General features: G+C 61.9%; 14 protein-coding genes. 2 read left to right on the top strand and 12 right to left on the bottom strand.

The window, feature by feature from the left end; genetic code table 11:
* Positions 1-51: 51 nt before the first annotated feature.
* The 4 genes from cysC to JFU04_RS01800 form a co-directional block, all read right to left on the bottom strand.
* Positions 52-660 (bottom strand): adenylyl-sulfate kinase, encoded by a 609-nt coding sequence (gene cysC / locus JFU04_RS01815; protein WP_065900065.1) that lies wholly within the window; start codon positions 658-660, stop codon positions 52-54.
* Positions 653-1,357 carry a sulfotransferase family 2 domain-containing protein gene (locus tag JFU04_RS01810; RefSeq protein WP_065900063.1) on the bottom strand — a complete coding sequence of 235 codons (705 nt, stop codon included), beginning with the start codon at positions 1,355-1,357 and terminating at the stop codon, positions 653-655. The genes cysC and JFU04_RS01810 overlap by 8 nt, the downstream gene beginning before the upstream one ends.
* 152 nt (positions 1,358-1,509) lie before the next feature.
* Complete coding sequence (msbA, locus tag JFU04_RS01805) at positions 1,510-3,318, bottom strand: lipid A export permease/ATP-binding protein MsbA (RefSeq protein ID WP_106805335.1); 1,809 nt, start codon at positions 3,316-3,318, stop codon at positions 1,510-1,512.
* A 9-nt stretch (positions 3,319-3,327) separates the two neighbouring features.
* On the bottom strand, positions 3,328-4,506 hold the full coding sequence (locus tag JFU04_RS01800; protein WP_201143417.1) for an O-antigen ligase family protein: 1,179 nt from the start codon (positions 4,504-4,506) through the stop codon (positions 3,328-3,330).
* Between the two features lie 149 nt (positions 4,507-4,655).
* Between JFU04_RS01800 and JFU04_RS01795 the strand changes: the two genes are divergently transcribed.
* Positions 4,656-5,222: a toluene tolerance protein gene (locus JFU04_RS01795; RefSeq protein WP_177343918.1), complete on the top strand. Its 567-nt coding sequence runs from the start codon at positions 4,656-4,658 to the stop codon at positions 5,220-5,222.
* On the opposite strand, the gene JFU04_RS01790 is transcribed toward JFU04_RS01795, so the two are convergent.
* The 8 genes from JFU04_RS01790 to JFU04_RS01755 form a co-directional block, all read right to left on the bottom strand.
* Positions 5,211-6,296 (bottom strand): glycosyltransferase, encoded by a 1,086-nt coding sequence (locus JFU04_RS01790; RefSeq protein ID WP_201143416.1) that lies wholly within the window; start codon positions 6,294-6,296, stop codon positions 5,211-5,213. The two genes, JFU04_RS01795 and JFU04_RS01790, sit on opposite strands and share 12 nt — an antisense overlap.
* 42 nt (positions 6,297-6,338) lie before the next feature.
* Positions 6,339-7,103, bottom strand: coding sequence for a glycosyltransferase family 2 protein (locus JFU04_RS01785; RefSeq protein WP_201143415.1), 765 nt, complete (start codon positions 7,101-7,103; stop codon positions 6,339-6,341).
* Between the two features lie 51 nt (positions 7,104-7,154).
* On the bottom strand, positions 7,155-8,111 hold the full coding sequence (locus JFU04_RS01780) for a glycosyltransferase family protein (RefSeq protein WP_201143414.1): 957 nt from the start codon (positions 8,109-8,111) through the stop codon (positions 7,155-7,157).
* 11 nt (positions 8,112-8,122) lie between these two features.
* Positions 8,123-9,520, bottom strand: coding sequence for a PIG-L deacetylase family protein (locus tag JFU04_RS01775; RefSeq protein WP_201143413.1), 1,398 nt, complete (start codon positions 9,518-9,520; stop codon positions 8,123-8,125).
* A complete protein-coding gene (locus JFU04_RS01770) occupies positions 9,517-10,413 on the bottom strand; it encodes an antimicrobial resistance protein Mig-14 (RefSeq protein ID WP_201143412.1) in 897 nt (298 codons plus the stop codon). The genes JFU04_RS01775 and JFU04_RS01770 overlap by 4 nt, the downstream gene beginning before the upstream one ends.
* Positions 10,413-11,543, bottom strand: a complete 1,131-nt coding sequence (locus JFU04_RS01765) for a glycosyltransferase (RefSeq protein ID WP_106805342.1) — start codon at positions 11,541-11,543, stop codon at positions 10,413-10,415. The genes JFU04_RS01770 and JFU04_RS01765 overlap by 1 nt, the downstream gene beginning before the upstream one ends.
* Entirely contained in the window at positions 11,527-13,284 is a 1,758-nt protein-coding gene (locus JFU04_RS01760; RefSeq protein WP_065900046.1) for a carbamoyltransferase family protein, read from the bottom strand. Before JFU04_RS01760 ends, JFU04_RS01765 begins: the two co-directional genes overlap by 17 nt.
* Before the next feature lie 142 nt (positions 13,285-13,426).
* Entirely contained in the window at positions 13,427-13,804 is a 378-nt protein-coding gene (locus JFU04_RS01755) for a YceK/YidQ family lipoprotein (RefSeq protein ID WP_201143411.1), read from the bottom strand.
* Positions 13,805-13,979: 175 nt separating this feature from the next.
* Here JFU04_RS01755 and JFU04_RS01750 point away from each other — a divergent pair, with 175 nt between their 5' ends.
* Positions 13,980-16,064: a TonB-dependent receptor family protein gene (locus tag JFU04_RS01750; protein ID WP_201143410.1), complete on the top strand. Its 2,085-nt coding sequence runs from the start codon at positions 13,980-13,982 to the stop codon at positions 16,062-16,064.
* Positions 16,065-16,209 lie beyond the last annotated feature (145 nt).

Genomic DNA, 16,209 nt, shown 5'->3' with positions numbered 1-16,209 from the left:
CGCCGCCTAGTTCGAGAGCTTTATCGGCAATGCATCATGCGCGAAAACTGATCATTTTTTGAACAAGGCCGCGAGAACCTGCTCTACGGCGTCAGCCAACTCGACCTCATCGGTATTGATTTCGCAGTCGGCGGCACGCGGCGCTTCATAAGGGCTGTCCAGGCCGGTGAACGCCTTGATCCGCCCTTCCAGCGCCGCGCGGTAGAGGCCTTTGGGATCGCGCCGCGCGCACACAGCGAATGGCGTGCTGATATACACCTCAAAAAACTGCCCCGGCCCGAACAGTGCCTTGGCAGCGGCCCGGTCGGCGCTGAACGGCGAAATCGCCGAGACGATCACAATCAACCCCGCGTCCACCATCAACCGCGCCACTTCACCGATACGCCGGATGTTTTCCTTGCGGGCCGCATCACTCATGCCCAGGTCGTTGCACAGGCCAGTGCGCAAATTATCGCCATCGAGCACAAAGGTGTGTCGCCCCTGCTCGTTGAGCTGGACCTCCAAAGCATTCGCCAGGGTCGACTTGCCCGAGCCGGACAACCCGGTCAGCCATACGCAACAAGGCTGCTGGTGCTTGAGCGCCGCCCGTGCGGCCACCGACAGCGACAAGGCAAAGGGGCGGATCGATGCAGAACCATGGGACAGCGACTGGCTATTCATAACCCAGGACCTCGTAATCACGTTGATAGGCGCGCCGGACCAGGCGGCGCGTGCGCAAGGAGCAGAACTCCCTGACCGGCTCGCTGCGCCGCCCGAGTGAAACATTCAGATGGGGCAGCGAGGTCGCCACGCCGAGGTGTTCGCACAGGTGCTGGAAGTCTTGCTCCAGCGACTCCTGGCGCCCGAGAAAGTCCATCGCCATTTGCCCCATGTGATCGACCAGGAAGTCGGTCTGGGGCGCGAAATGCAGTTGGCGACGCAGGTTGTCCGGGTGCAGCCAGCCGGCAATGAAATGGTCGAAGTCGCGGTAGCTGGACACCAGCGCCTGGGCCTGCAGATCACGCGCGCCCATGTGATTGCTGCGCAAATAGGTATAGGCCGAGTAGGCGCGCTCCAACGGGTCACGCACGAAGGCGAACTTGAAACTGCGCTCGCAGTGCTCGGGAAATTGCTGCTGGTACCAGTAATACGGCAAATGCCCCGGCCAGCGCCCATCCAGCAGCGCCGAACAGACGCTGCTGCCGGCGCATTTGGGCACGTGGATAAACACGCAGTTGTGTCGCTCGAAGGCAGGGGGAAGGACGGTCACCGCCGACAGGGATTTGTTCACTGCCTGGCGATCCACCACCGACAAACGCCCCAGCAGAAACGCCCGCTGGGGCTTGGGAAGCAGTTTCCACAACAGACGTTGCAACATTCCATTACCCACGCAAGAAGGTTAGCCCTCTCGTTCGTCATTCGAATCGAGAAGGCCAACATAACAAACGATAGGCAGCGAATTATTTGGCTTTGGTCAAGCGTGTATTGAGCCTGATACAAAAAACGGGGCGCATTGCGCGCCCCGGTGTGTCAGGTGATGTTCGCCGTCGCCGGCTCGTCCAGGCCCATGGCGTGCAGGCGCGAGTAATAGCCGCCCATGGCTAGCAGTTCGAGATGCGTACCACGCTCGACAATTTCACCGTGGTCCATCACCAGAATCAGGTCGGCTTTCTCGATGGTGGACAAACGGTGCGCGATGACCAGGGTGGTGCGGCCTTTCATGACCTTGTCCAGCGCCGCCTGGATATGGCGCTCCGACTCGGTATCCAGCGCCGATGTCGCTTCATCCAGAATCAACAACGGGGCGTTTTTCAGCAGTGCCCGAGCGATTGCCAGGCGTTGACGCTGGCCACCGGAAAGCAACACGCCGTTTTCCCCGACTTCGGTGTCCAGGCCTTTTGGCAGCTCGGAGATGAAGTCCATGGCGTAGGCATCCGCCGCTGCTTTTTCAATGTCTTCGCGCGGCGCATCCGCCAGGTCGCCGTAGGCAATGTTATTGGCCACGGTGTCGTTGAACAGCGTGACGTGCTGGGTCACCTGGGCAACATGTCGGCGCAGGTTGCGCAGGCGGTAATCTTCGATCTCCACCTCGTCCAGCAGGATCTCGCCGGTCTCGTGATGGTAGAAGCGCGGGATCAGGCTCGCCAGGGTCGACTTGCCACTGCCCGAGCGCCCGACCAGTGCAATCATCTGCCCCGGCGCGGCACTGAAGCTGATGTTCTTCAGCACTTCGCGATCGGTACCGGGGTACGTGAAGCTCAGGTTGCGCACGTCCAGGCGACCGCTGACACGGTCACGCTCCACGGTGCCGCTGTCGACTTCAGGCACTTCATCCAGTTGCTCGAAGATGCTCTCGGCACCTGCCACGCCTTTCTGGATCGTCGAGCTGACTTCCGACAGCTGGCGGATCGGCTTGGGCAGCAGGCCCGCGGCGGTAATGTAGGCCACCAGGTCACCTGCCGTGGCGTCACCGCGCAGCAACAGGACCAGGAACATCAGCGCAGCCATGGCGGTGTAGATCACCAATTGCAGCATCGGCGTATAGACCGCGCCAGTCTTGTTCATGCGCAGTTGCTTGTCGGTGTTGCCCTGGCTGGCGGCGGCAAAGCGGCGCTCCTCGTAGCTTTCGCCACCGAAGCTGCGCACCACGCGGTAGCCCTGGATGGTTTCGGAGGCCACGTGCGTCACGTCGCCCATCGCCACCTGGATCTTCTTGCTCTGCTTGCGGAATTTCTTGCTGGTGCTGCCGACCATGACGGCAATCAGCGGCAGGATCGCCAGCATCACCAGGGTCAGCTTCCAGTTCATCCACAGCAGGTAACCGAACAGGAACACCACCGTCAGGCCTTCGCGGATCACGACTTTGATCGCATCCGTGGCAGCCCCGGTGACCATGGTCACGTTGAAGGTGATCCGGGAAATCAGGTGCCCGGAGTTGTGCGTGTCGAAATAACGGTTGGGCAGCACCAGCAGCTTGTTGAACAGCTGGACGCGCAAGTCATGCACCAGCCCCAGGGAAACCTTGGCCAGGTAGTAGTTGCCCAGGAACGAGCCGAGGCCCTGCCACGCCGCGATCAGAATGATCAGCAGTGGCACGGCCATCAGCAGCTTCAAGTCCTTGAACAACGGGATCTTGGGCAGGAACACCACGTCGGGGTTGCTCAGGCCATCCACGAAGTACTTGAGGATCCCGGCGAGCATGGGCTGGGTGGACGCAAAGATCACGAAGCCCACGATACTCAGCAGGAACATGCCCAGGTACGGTTTCACATAGCCCAGCAGCCTGAAATAAATTTTCAGGCTGGATTCCTGGTCCGCTTTGGGCGGTGCGTCACTCATGTGTCGAGCTCACTGATTGGGTAGGACGCGAACTTTATCACAAGCGTCGGGTTTGGCCCGAGCCCAGACCAATACACTGGCCAGCGCAATCGGCAGCCACGAGATGAACCACTCGGCGCGGGGCGTGCCCGTCAGGCTCGCAGCATCGAACTGCATGGCCAGGAACGAAAACACCCACATGCCGATGATGCCCTTGCCGTAGAGCGTGTCGCGGGCCTTCCAGGCTTGCCACAACACGCCGAACCACAGCCCGCACCAGAGCAGCAGGCCCGGCAGGCCCAGCTCGATGGTGACATGCGTGAACAGGTTGTGGGCGTGATCGAAATAGAGGTTATCGGCAAATACCTTGTAGTCCCCACCCAGGCCCAGACCGGTCCACGGATGCTCGCCGATCATGTGCAAAGAGGCCATGAAGATCTGCGGCCGATAGGAAACACCACGGGCCAGCATCAGCGACTCCATGGCGAAGAACACCGCCACCGCCGCCACGACCGCAGCGATAGCAATCACGGTGCTCCGTCGGTCACGGCACCAGGCCGGCATGGCGACCACGGTCAGCAACAGCGCCAATGCCGCGCCACGGCTCTGGCTCAACACCACGAAGAGCCCCAGCAATCCGATGGACAGTACCCACGCCACTTGCATCCAGCGGCCACGCGGCAGCCAGTGCAGCAACCAGATCGCCGCCAGGCCGATCACGTAGGCGCCCAGGATCGGGTGAGCCAATTGCCCCAGCCCTTCGAGGCGGGCAGACCAGGCGTTATGCTCGACCCCATAAAACTTGATGATCGCCACCAGCGACGAGACCGCCAGCCCGAAACCGCCCCACTGCATCACGCGAATGATGCGATCGCTCTGACCACAGGCCAGCACCGGGAAAAACAGCAGGAACACGCCGATATACAGCAGGCGCTTGGCCTCGCGCGAAGGGTCCTCGGCATTGGTCCACGTCAGGCTGATCGCGCCCCAGATGGCCAGCGCCGCGATCATCAGGCACATCCAGCGCTGCTCGCGCCAGACCTCCTTGAGACGCTCACGCGCCGACCAGGCGAACACGATGGCCGGCAACCAGAGAAACAGCGTCAATCCTTGTTGGTAAATCTTGTTGGTTGGCGCAAAGGCAATCGCCAGCAGAAACCAAAGCAACCCGAAAATCATCCATACCTGCGCCCAACGACTTGCTTGCATCACCCGCTCCTGAATACGTTCAACCTGCCAACCCGGCATGGTTAAAACCCAAAACTTTCGGCATTATTACCGATCACTGTGCCCGCGACTCCCCACAAGGCTTTCCAACGATGCAATGTTCAAGGCTTGCCCAAGCCGATTTAAACACGATGATTGAAGGCGCCAGAGTCCTGGAGAAGGACAGCTACGGGCCCAAAGTCTACCTGCTGTCTGACGGAAATATCCTTAAACTGTTTCGTCGTAAACGCCTGTTTTCATCCGCACTGTTTCGGCCGTACTCCAAGCGTTTTATCGACAACGTGGCGCAATTGCAGCAGCGCGGCATCCCGACCTTGACCGTGCTGGCGTACTTCCAACTGGCCGCGCCCGGCATGACTGCCGTGCTGTATCGCCCGTTGCCGGGGGAAACACTGCGGCAGATTTCCAATAAAGAAGGTTTTGACTGGCAATCGAATCTCGATCCGCTGGTGGCACTGATCCGCCGCCTGCACGCTGCCGGCATCTACTTCCGCTCCCTGCACCTGGGCAATATCGTGGTGACGCCGGAGAATGAAATGGGGCTTATCGACGTAGCCGACATGCGCTTCTTGCGCGCCCCGCTGAACCCGGAACTCGCGCGACGCAACTTGCAGCACTTCGCGCGCTATATTGCACGCGAGAAGCTGAACGATTGCTTTCCAATGCATGCACTGGAGCAAGCGCTGCTAGCGGCATGAGAACAGCCGCCGGGAGGTTTCACTGAAGTCTTTCCAGGCTTGCTCGGGCGCCAGCGCCTGCGACTGAGCCTCGACCACCGCCGTGGCAGAGGCCGCGAATGCCCGCGCCATCAGGCCGGCCCAGGCCTCTGCATCTTCCGAAGGTGCATACCAGCCGGCATCTGCCAACTGCTCGCGGAACACCGCCAGCTCGCTGGTCAACACCGGCACACCGGCCATCACAGCCTCTTGCAGGATCAACCCGAGGCCTTCCTGGGTGGAGGGAATAGCCACCCAGTCGAACGCACGGTAAAGCGTCGCCGCGTCAGGCAGATGTCCTGGCAGTGACACTTTGCCCTGCAAGCCAAGCTGCTCGATACGGGCTTCAAGGGCAGGCCGGGCCGGGCCCTCGCCGAGGATCACCAGGCGCGCGCCAGGCTGCGTGGCCGACACGTTGGCAAATGCCTCCAGCAAGCAGCCAAAGCCTTTGCCGTCCACCAGCCGGCCTACCGCACCCAATACCGGCGCGTCTTCCAACGGTAGGCCCAGGCGCGACCGCGCCTCTTCCCGGGAAAGCGCGGCAGCGCGGAAAGCAACCGGGTCAAAAGCACTGCGCAACACCGCCACCGGCCGCTGCAGACAGCGCTCAAGCGAGTCCGCCAGGGTTTGCGACACCGCCGCCAGCGTCAATTGCGTGGCCGGGAATTGCTCGAACAGTTGCTGGTCAGCCCGCCGCAGGCGCGTGGCGCCATGAAACACCACGACTGCACGCACCTGCGGCAGACGCTTGAGCACAGGCAACATCACCCGGGCCACGCCGATCCCATCCAGCAGCACCACCTCTACCCCGTCGGGCAGGGCCTTCTCAAAGCGCGCGCGCATCCAGGGCATCATGAGCTTCCACACATGCCGCCCCTTGAGACGGGCGGAGGAAAGCTTCCACTCGCGAGCCGGTTCACCGCCGTCCGCACTGCCTTGAAGCAGCCAGGTGTCAATCGGTGCACGGCTGAGCGCGTGCGACAAAATCTGTTGATGAACCTTCTGCACTGAGGCAAATGCAGAGCCACCGGCCCACATGATGTTGAGGATACTCATCGAAAAAAAGACCTTATGCGGCGTAGTGGTGGCTTGTTGCACTTAACTATTGATCAACCAACCGATACCGACACCCAGTATCAGCATGAGAGCCAGCTTGATCCGCTCTCGCCGCTTGCGCTTCGCCTTGGTCGAGCGCTCTCCCGCCGTTGCCACGTGCAAACCGAAACCGGTGTGCAGGACCGCATCGCCCTCGAGGGTAACCGCCGGCAGATTCAATTCTGCATAACGCCTGGAAAGCCCCTTCTCGCCTTCGAACCCTGCAAAGGGTGCGCACAACTGGTACTCCTTGAGTCGCCGCAGGCCCGGGTTCAGCGAAAATCCTTGCCACTCGGGCTTATCGGACAGCAAGGGATAACACGGCACCCCGCCAATCACTTCGCGCGACCCCAGGTGGATATAGGGGCTGTGCACCTGCAAATCGTAAACATAGTTGCGCAACCAGACTTGAAGAATGTCCGGACGCTGCTCCAGTACTACCTTGGAATCCTCGACAAACCCAGGTCGATAAAACGCCCAATCATCTTCGCAATGGAATATGTAGAGGGTCTTGACCGACGCGTAGGCCAGGTCGATGGATGCCAACTGCCCAAGCTTCGGACGATTGATCAAGAATGTGCAACGACTGCGCCAATGTTCAGGAATTGCCTGGCGTACGGCTTCGTCACCGGAGTCTTCGGTGATGAAGACTTCACGTATTGCCGCCGTATTGAACAGATCGAAGCTCTCCAGCGTGCGCCTCAACAAATCGAAGCGACCGCAACTGGTCACTACAAGCGTTATGTCGCTTTGATCGGAGAATTGCATTCAAGCCTCGATAGTATCATATAGCCATCATTTATGGCTATTTGGCCACTCTCAAACGCCCAGTGTCAGACGCAACCTCTCCAGTAAGCTCAGCGGCGCACGTGGCCGCAGGGGTGGCTGGAGCACTTCGACAATGCGCTGGCCAATCCGGGCGAAACTGAACTGACTGACGGCCAGGTCCTGCCCGTTGCGCGCAATGTCTGCCGCCAGCTGCGGGTCGGCCCGCAAGACGGCGAGTTTTTCCTGCAACTGCGGGATGTCCTTGTAGAACACCACATTGACCATGTCCTTGAAACCAAGCGCCTGGTTTTCCTCGGCGCCCTGATCAAATGCCAGCAGTACGCAACCGCAGGCCATGGCCTCGAAATTCTTGATCATGTACTCGCCCATGCCGACGTCGGCACTGACGAAAAAACGAATCCGGTTGAGGGTCGCGCAGTATTCCTCACCAGATTTGGTGCGCGTCACCACCAAAGGTTCAACCCGCGCCAGTTCATCCAGCAATGCCTTGCGGCCGCTGTAGGCCACACTGTTGGTACTGCCGACAAACGCCAGCTCGATGTCGCGTTCGCGCCCTTGCGCCTGCAACAGCGCCTGATCATAGCCCTTTGGCACGAACACGGCGTCAAAGCCTTCCGCGCGCAGGCGCTCAGTGACCATATGCCCGGAACTGATCACCCGCGCCCACGGCAGGCGGCGGTAGTGGGCGCTGAACTTGCCGGTATATTTGCAAGGAATGTAGTTCTGGTAGGCGTCGTGCTCAAGGATCACCAGGTTGGGGATCGTGCGGATAAACCCGGCCTGGCGGATTTCCTGCTTGAAGCGCAGGAAGAACACGATGCGATCGTAACGGGTCACATCGACTTCGCGGCGGAAATAACCACGCAGGTTGCGCTGCTCATCGCTGCTCAGCCAACGGATATCACACTCGCAGTGCTCGGCCACGCCCTCGTAAAGACGGTCGAGGATAGCGCGCTGCTCTTTCTGCACCAGAAACAAAACTTTCATGACTTTCCCTTTCACAAACGCCAGAACAACTCATGCCGTCGTACGGCCTTGCGGAAAAATTCGTTCTCACCATACGGCGACCGCGCACGGCCCGCCAACACACGTTGCAACCAGCGTCGCACCCGGCGCTTGAACGGCGGCGCCGGCTGCAGGTCATGCATCATGCCCAGTGCCATGGCCTTGTCGCGCTGCTGTGCCAGCGACAGCGACAGGCTGCACGGCCACAACTGCAGCGCGTCATCGAACAGCGGCGGCAGTGCAATCCCGGCACCCGCGTCACCCATGGGCCAGCGGTCGTTGTCGTGCAGATGATTGGCGTAGCCCAGCACGGTGGTCGGCTGCCACTCCAGGCCTTGCAGGGCCTCGAGCACCGCTTGCTGCGCGCAGATGTGATCCGGGTGCGGGTCGAGGACCGGGTGAGGCAGCACGATCACTTGCGGACGTGCGGTCAACAACAACTGGCGCAGATCAGCCAGCAAATTATTCCAGGTCGGCAAGCCGTCCTGGTCCGCCGGCAGCGGGAACGCGTTGAACTGGCGAAACAGGCGGATATCGTCCAGCTCGGCCTCGCGCGAAGCGACAGGCTGATCGGGCGTGGCACGCATCGCCGGCAATTGCAGGCAGAAATAGCCCAACTGCACGCAATGCGCCTCTGGCACACCGGCCCAACGCGGCACGGCGATGCTGTCCCATGCGCGCAAACGCCCCTTGATCCGTGCAGCTTCAGCCGGGTCCAGGCCCATCTGCTGATAGTGCTCGGCTTCGATTTCACCCGCCGTGAGGGTCACGATCCATGGGTTCTCGGCCTGGCTGTACAGCCCGAAGGCGGCCAGCTCGGCATCGTCGGCATGCGGCGCGATGACCATCACGCGTTGCGCCGAGTAGTCCGGCGTAGCCCAGGCCCACAGGCGGGGCGCGCCCTGCAGCGTGCAAAAGCGCCCGCGCAGGCGCAGCTCACCGGCCATCAGGGCCGGGGCCAAACCACTCAGATTCAGATAACGCAGGCCATTCACACCGCGCTCGAAGGCTTGCCGGTCGACGCTGTCAGCGCCGTAAATCTCAATCGCCGGGTCGAGAAAACGCCCCAGCCAGCCGCTCTTGAGCTTGATGGCCAACACCAGCGTCGCATTGGCTTCCAGCGGCCCATCCACCCGCAGCCGGCCACCCTCGAAACTAACCCCGGCCACCGCGGCATCCGCCGAAAAACGGTACTGGTAATCTTCGTTGGGCGCATAGAACAAATGGTCGGCAAACCAGGCTTCATGAGCCGCCCAGGCCAGCACGCCCAGTACCAGCGGCAGCCACCAGGCGACGCCGACACCGATCGCCACCAGCAGCACCAGGCCGATCAGCACGCCGATGCGTTTGTTGCGCCGATGGCGCTTGAGCAATTGCTGTTTGCGGCTCATACGGTCAGCACCGGCACAGGGTTGCACCAACGGTCCTTGTATTCCCGGTCGGCCCGCCCGAACGAAAACCGCAGCGGCTTGCCGGCTTCACGGGCGTGCTCCCAGGCACTCTGGGTGTTGAGGAAACTGAGCACACTGCCCGGGCTGAAAGCGCGGGTTTGCGGATCGACACCACCGTTGACGTACTCCACGCTGATCCACTCGGGCGACTCGACCCGGTACACCAGCTGGACCGCAATCGGCGCGTCGTTGAGGAAAATCACCGAGCCGATCAGCCATTCGCGCAGCAGCTCGATCACCTCGGCCATGCGCTCGGCACCCGTGGCGGCAAAGCCCCAGCGCCGCAGAAACAAATCGCAGTAGATCGTGGCCAGTTCCTGGCTGGAAAACTCGCTCACCGGCCGCACGACACCACCGGCCTCTTCCAGCAGGCGCAGCTCGCGGCGCTGGTTGTAGCGAAATTTCTTCGACAGTTCCTCGGGCGTGCGGGCCATGGCCAATTGCTCGGCCTGTGGCTTGAGCCCACTGAAACGGCCTTCGTTCAGCGCCGACAGGTAGCGCGCGCGGTGGCGCAAGGGGGCCTGGGTGTCAGGCGCGGCAGGCAGGATCAGCTCGGCGTTGCCCAGGTCGAAGAGGCCCTTTTTGCCGCGCTGCTTGAGCACGTCCTTGGACAAGGCCAGGTCGCGCCCCCACGTGGCGATGCACGCCTGCATTTTGCCGCCCTGCTCCCAGGCCAAATAGCGCACCGGGATGTCAGCCAGGCCGGCCAGGCGTTCGATCACCTGCGGATGAGTGGCGACACTGCCGCCAAAACGCTGCCAGGCATCGCTGTAGACGGGCGCGTCGACGACGGACCAGCCCCGCTCGCGCCAGCCTTGGAATCGATTGAGCATCAGGCCCCCGCGGTCAGTTCAATAACGTGCGGCAGTTGCCAGAAGGTAGCGCGTACCGCCTGATCCGAGAAACGCTCGCGCAGACGCTCCAGCATCATCTCGGCGCACTGCCGTTGCTGGTGTTGGTCCATCGCCGCCAGGTGCCGCAGCCCCTGCGCGAGGTGTTCGGCATCGCCGAAGGGAAATAGGATCCCGACCCCCTCGACCACTTCCTTCGCCCCGCCACAGGCCGTGGCCAGCAACGGTACGCCGGCCGCCATGGCCTCCAGCAGTACCATCCCGAAGGGTTCATGATCGGAACTCAGTGCAAACACATCGAATGCGCGGAAATACCGGCGCGCATCCGGCACCTGGCCGAGGAACAGCACCTTGTCGGCAATCCCCAGCTCCCGGGCGAGCTCCTTGAGGTCTTGCTCCAGGCGCCCACTGCCGAGGATCGCCAGGCGGCTCTCGACGGGTAAGTGCGCCAGTGCCAGGGCAAAGCCCTTGAGCAGCGTGGCCTGGTCCTTGTCCGGGTGCAGGCGACCGACATTGCCGATCACCCATTCGTCCGGCGACAACCCCAGCGCATCACGGGCCTCATGCACCGGCACCTGAATAGCCTGCAAGGCGTCGACATCGATACGGTTGTACAAAGTCTGGATACGTGCGGCAGGCCAGGCTGGCAGGCAGCGGCGCATGTCGTCACGCACGGCGTCGGACACCCCGAGCAGGCTCAGGCGCTTGCGGAAAAACCCGGCAAACAGCTTGCGGCTGCGACGCTGGTAGTCACCAAAGGCATGATGCACGCCAATCACCGGCAGCCGCGTCGCCAGCAAGGCCACGTAGATCGGCTTGAAACGGTGGGCAATACAGAAACTGAAACTGCGCGAGGCGGCAATCTTGCGCAACTGCGCAATGGCCGCCAGCTTCAGGCCGCGCACGGCCTTGGAGCTGAACTCCATGAACAACACTTCATCGCTGGCACACCCGGCGGCCACCTCGGGGTCGGCGACCCCGGTGAGGAACACCGTGGTCACCTTGTAGCCAGAGCCTGCGAACAGACTGGCGTACTGCCGGGCGCAGTCCAGGAACGGCCCGTCATAGCCGTGGCAGAACTGCAGGACGTGGCGTTCAGCCGAGCGCGTCATAAGGGTCCACGCCGTCTTTGACGACCAGGATGTCTTCCATGATCAGGTACTGCAGGTCCGAGCCGAAGAACATGTTCAACGCGTCGGTCGGCGAGCAGATCATCGCTTCGCCACGACGGTTGAGCGAGGTGTTCAGCGATACGCCGTTACCGGTCAGTACTTCCAGCTCTTTCATCATGTCGTAGTAGCGCGGGTTGTACTCGCGCTTGAGCACCTGGGCACGGGAGGTGCCATCTTCATGGACCACTTCCGGCACGCGGGTCTTCCACTCTTCCGCCACTTCAAAGGTGAAGGTCATGAACGGCGCAGGGTGATCGACCTTGATCATCTGCGGAGCCACGGTGTCGAGCATCGACGGGCAGAAAGGCCTCCAGCGCTCGCGGAACTTGATCTGGTGGTTGATGCGGTCCGCCACGCCGGTGGCGCTTGGGCAGCCAATGATCGAACGACCACCGAGGGCACGCGGGCCAAACTCCATGCGGCCCTGGAACCAGGCCACCGGGTTGCCGTCGACCATGATCTTGGCGATGCGCTGCGGCATGTTCTCGATCTTGCGCCAGTTCGGCTTGCTCTCGTGCCTGGCGCACGCGGCGATCACGTCTTCGTTGCTGTAGGACGGGCCGAGGTAGACGTGTTCCATCTTCTCCACCGGTACGCCACGGGCATGGGACACGTAGGCCGCTGCACCGACGGCAGTGCCGGCATCGCCCGACGCCGGCTGCACGAACAGCTCCTTGACGTCGTCACGGGCAATGATCTTCTGGTTCAGCTTGACGTTCAGCGCACAGCCGCCGGCGAAAGCCAGCTTGCCGGTGTCTTTGAGGATGTCGCCCAGGTAGTGGTCGATCATCTGCAGAGCCAGCTTCTCGAAGAGTGCCTGCATGCTGGCGGCGTAGTGGATGTACGGCTCGTCGGCGATGTCGCCTTCGCGCTTGGGACCCAGCCACTCGATCAGTTTCGGCGAGAAGTAGAAGCCCTTGCCTTTCTCTTTATAGCGGCGCAGGCCGATGACGTTGGCGTAGTCGGTGTTGATCACCAGCTCGCCGTTCTCGAAGGAGGCCAGGCGCGAGAAATCGTACTTGCTGGCGTCGCCATACGGCGCCATGCCCATCACCTTGAACTCGCCGTCGAGCATCTCGAAACCGAGGAACTCGGTGATCGCGCCGTACAGGCCGCCGAGGGAGTCCGGATCGTAGAATTCCTTGATCTTGTGGATCTTGCCGTTTTCGCCGTAGCCGAAGAAGGTGGTGGCGTACTCGCCCTTGCCGTCGATCCCGAGGATCGCGGTCTTCTCCTGGAAGCCCGAGCAGTGATAGGCGCTGGAAGCGTGGGCCAGGTGGTGTTCAACCGGCTCGATCTTGATTTTCTTCGGATCGAAGCCCAGTTGCTCCAGGCACCAGACGATCTTGTTGCGATAGCGCTTGTAGCGACGGTTGCCCATCAGGATCGCGTCGAGCGCGCGGTCCGGTGCATACCAGTAACGCTTGGCGTAGTGCCAGCGCGCCTCGCCGAACAGGCTGATCGGGGCGAACGGGATCGCCACCACATCAACGTCGGAAGGCTTGATGCCGGCCTGTTCCAGGCAGAACTTCGCCGATTCGTAGGGCATGCGGTTCTTTGCATGTTTGTCGCGTACGAAGCGCTCTTCTTCGGCGGCCGCGATCAGCTTGCCGTCGATATACAAGGCTGCGGAAGGATCATGGCTAAGGGCGCCGGACAGGCCAAGAATCGTCAATGCCACAGGGGTCTAGCCTCTTTTAGTCTGCATGCAGGCGGGTTGCGCCTGAAAAAAGTGTGCTTCCCACCTGGGCAGGAAACAGCTAAAGGGCGGGATTATAGCTCAAAAGCAGTGGGAAGCTGTTAGCGGCGAGCGGCAAGAGGGACTAGCGGAAGATCTCGATGCTGCCGTCCTTGTTCTGGCGGTAGATCGTATAGGGCAGTACCAACGTGTCCAGTACGCCGGAGGCGGCGAATTCGATGGCGATGACCGGGAAGGCATTGCCGGCGGCGTCGGACACGCTTTGATTCTTGAGGCTTTTTTCAGGCCTGGGCTCGCCATTGAGCGAACAAAATCCGTAGATCACCCCGCTGTAGATGCGCGGAACGTTCTCGCAGTGGCTGCGCGAATCCTTGAGGTTCTGGCTGGCCACGGCGTCCGGGCGGAACACGGTATTGATCGTTCCGCAACCGGCCAGCGCCAGCACCGCTGCCAGGCACACGACTATCGACGTACTCCTCACGTACAACTCCTTTTGACCCATCGGCCATTGTCATGGGCGGGGCTGACCACGCTAACATCGGGACGTGTGTGAGCCCAGCGCCAACGCGCCGACGGGTTCCGTAGGCCGATTCCTAAATGAAATAAATCGCCCGAGTCACTAAACTCGCGCCCTTTTGCGCGTTTACACCCTAAGCGCCACGGATTCCGGCTGAACCATGACCCCGCTCACTCGCTTCACCCTGTTGCTGCCCGGTCTGCTCGCCCTGTGCGACACCGCCCGTGCAGACGACACCGCCCTGATCCTCGACCCCAGCGTCGTCACCGGCTCACGCAGCGCCAGCCCGACGTTCGACCTGCCGTACTCGGTGGACGGCATCAGCCGCGAGCAGATCAGCGACGGGCAATTGGGCATCAATGCCTCTGAAGCCCTGTCCCGCGTGCCTGGCCTGGTGGTGCAAAACCGCCAGAACTATGCGCAGGACCTGCAGATTTCTTCCCGCGGCTTCGGCGCGCGCTCGGCGTTCGGCGTGCGTGGCATCAAGCTGATTGCCGACGGCATTCCCGCCAGCACCCCGGACGGCCAGGGCCAGGCCGCGACCTTCAACCTCGACACCGCCGAACGCATCGAAGTGCTGCGCGGGCCTGCCGCCACGCTGTATGGCAGCAACGCCGGCGGCGTGATCCAGATGTTTTCCCGCGACGGTGAAGGCCCGCCGCGCATCGGCGCCGAAACCCTGGTGGGCAGCGACGGCCTGAACAAAAACCACTTGAGCGCCGAAGGCGCCGCCAATGGTGCGGGCTTCGTCCTCGACGCCTCGCGCATGGACACCAACGGCTATCGCGACCACAGCAGCGCGCGCCGCGACCAGACCTTCGCCAAGCTCAATTTCCAGCCCGATGACGACAGCAAGCTGGCGCTGATCTACAGCAGCCTGGAGCAGAACGGGACACAGGACCCGCTGGGGCAGAAATGGCAGGCGTATAAGGCAGACCCTCGCTCCGTGGACCCCGCCGCGTTGCAGTACAACACGCGCAAAAGCATCGATCATCAGCAATTGGGGATGAATTACGAGCGCTACATCGGCGATGCGACGTTGCAGGTGAATGCGTATACGGGGCGCAGGAGTGTGATTCAGTACCTGTCGATCCCCAAAGGCACCCCGCCCAACGAACGCGGCGGCGGCGTGGTGCAATTCGACCGCAAGTTCTACGGCGGCAGCGTACGCTGGATGCAGCCCATCGACAGCGCGCCGGGCGAGCTGACGATCATCACCGGCTTGGACTTCGACCAGAGCGAAGACAGCCGCCACGGCTACCAGAACTACAGCGGCACCACCCTTGGCGTAAAGGGCCAGCTACGCCGCGATGAAATCGACACGGCGCGCAGCCTCGATCCCTACCTCCAGGCCAACTGGGCCCTCGACCGCTGGACCCTGCAAGCCGGCATCCGCCACAGCACCATGCAACTGGACGTCGACGATCAATTCCTGAGCAATGGCGACGCCAGCGGCAGCAAGACCTACCAGAAAAACACCCCGTCGATGAGCGTGATGTACGCGTTCACGCCCGAGTTGCACGGCTACGTCAGTGCAGGCAAAGGTTTCGAAACCCCGACCCAGGCCGAATTGGCCTACGCGCCAGGTAATGTCGAGGGCTTCAACTTCGGCCTGAAACCGTCCGAAAGTACCCAATATGAAGTGGGCCTGAAGGCCCAACTGAACGACACGCGGATCAACGCGGCGGTGTTCCAGATCACCACCGAGGACGAACTGGTCGTCGACCAGTCCCTGGGCGGGCGCACCAGCTACCAGAACGCCGGCCGCACCCTGCGGCGCGGTTTCGAACTGGGCATCGAGAGCCAGTTGGCCGAACACTGGAGCACCAGCCTCGCCTACACCCGCCTGCAAGCCACCTATGACAGCGACTTCATCGGCGGCGGCAAGCCCGTCGACAAAGGCAACTACCTCCCCGGCGTGCCGCAAACCACCCTGTTCGCCGAACTGAACTGGAAGCCACGGGACTGGGTCAGCACCGCCATCGAAGGCATGTACCGCAGCAAGGTCTACGTCGAAGACACCAACCAGCAACACGTCGCACCCGGCTACAGCGTGTTCAACTGGCGCGCCCGTTTCGAGCAGAAAGTCGAGCACTGGACCTTCCACCAGACCCTGCGCCTGGATAACCTGCTCGACCGCCAGTACGTCGGCTCGGTGATCGTCGGCGACGGCAACGGCCGCTACTACGAAGCAGCGCCCGGACGCTCCTGGTATGCGGGAGCCGGCGCGCAGTACCAGTTCTGATGCGCCCACCGAACTCAAGCAGCCTGCCGCTGAGCCCAAAGCGTTTGCAGGCCTCTTTCAGCAAGCGATGCCCATGAAGCGCATCGCGTCACGTGTGGGAAACGGCAACTATAAAACCCACATTATCCGGGTCAAGGCTGAATAA

It is taken from the genome of Pseudomonas sp. TH21 (assembly GCF_016651025.1).
Classification (GTDB): domain Bacteria; phylum Pseudomonadota; class Gammaproteobacteria; order Pseudomonadales; family Pseudomonadaceae; genus Aquipseudomonas; species Aquipseudomonas aylmerensis.
The sequence above is the reverse complement of the archived record's forward strand: the minus strand, read 5'-3'. Positions and strand labels throughout refer to the sequence as shown.